Below are 666 nucleotides of genomic sequence, written 5' to 3' on the forward strand. Positions count from 1 at the left end.
CCCTTGCGACAGCAAGGGATAGCGGCGCGGCTCCTTGCCAGACGTCACCGGCTCGTCCGCCGTCACGGGTCCGACTTCCGCCGACGCTTCCATCCCGCTCACGAGCTCTCCCTCCGCCGTCCATACCCGCAGCTGCGTCGCTCGCACGAGCGGCGTATCGGCCAGCGCGGCCAGCGCTAGCTCCCAGTCTCCATACAGCTCATAGGCGGAGCGGAGCAGCAGCTCCATGCGGAGGCGCAGCTCCCGACTGTTGTCCGCAGCCGTCTGCTCATATTGCCAGAAGGCGACTCCGCAGCTGAGCAGGATGGACAATAGCGCGAGCAGCGCAGCGGCGGCTCCCGGACGGATGCGTCTCACAGCTCGCCCCCGAATTTGTAGCCGACGCCATAGACGGTGACGATATAGCGCGGCGAGGCGGGATCGTCTTCGAGCTTGTGCCGAAGATTGCGGATATGCGAGTCTACCGTGCGCTCGAAGCCGCCGAACGAATCGCCGAGCGTATCGGTGATGAGCTGGAGCCTGCTATAGACTCTCCCGGGATGACGCGCCAGCGTCACCAGCAGATCGAACTCGGTTGGCGTCAGCGCGACCTCCTGCTCGCCGGACCATACTTGATGCTTGGCAATATCGATCGTCAGGCGACCGCGCTGCAGCGCCTGCTGCTCG

At 65.3% G+C, this 666-nt stretch carries 2 protein-coding genes; both read right to left on the bottom strand.

Annotated features, from left to right (window positions below; all coding sequences use genetic code 11):
• A partial coding sequence (locus PA598K_RS36555) for a hypothetical protein (protein WP_185602244.1) occupies positions 1 to 357 on the bottom strand: 357 nt, incomplete at its 3' end.
• The coding region (locus tag PA598K_RS38260; RefSeq protein WP_260405634.1) for a winged helix-turn-helix domain-containing protein at positions 354 to 666 on the bottom strand (313 nt) is incomplete at its 5' end. The genes PA598K_RS38260 and PA598K_RS36555, both read right to left, overlap by 4 nt.

The organism is Paenibacillus sp. 598K (assembly GCF_003851045.1).
In the GTDB taxonomy this organism is placed as follows: Bacteria; Bacillota; Bacilli; order Paenibacillales; family Paenibacillaceae; genus Paenibacillus_D.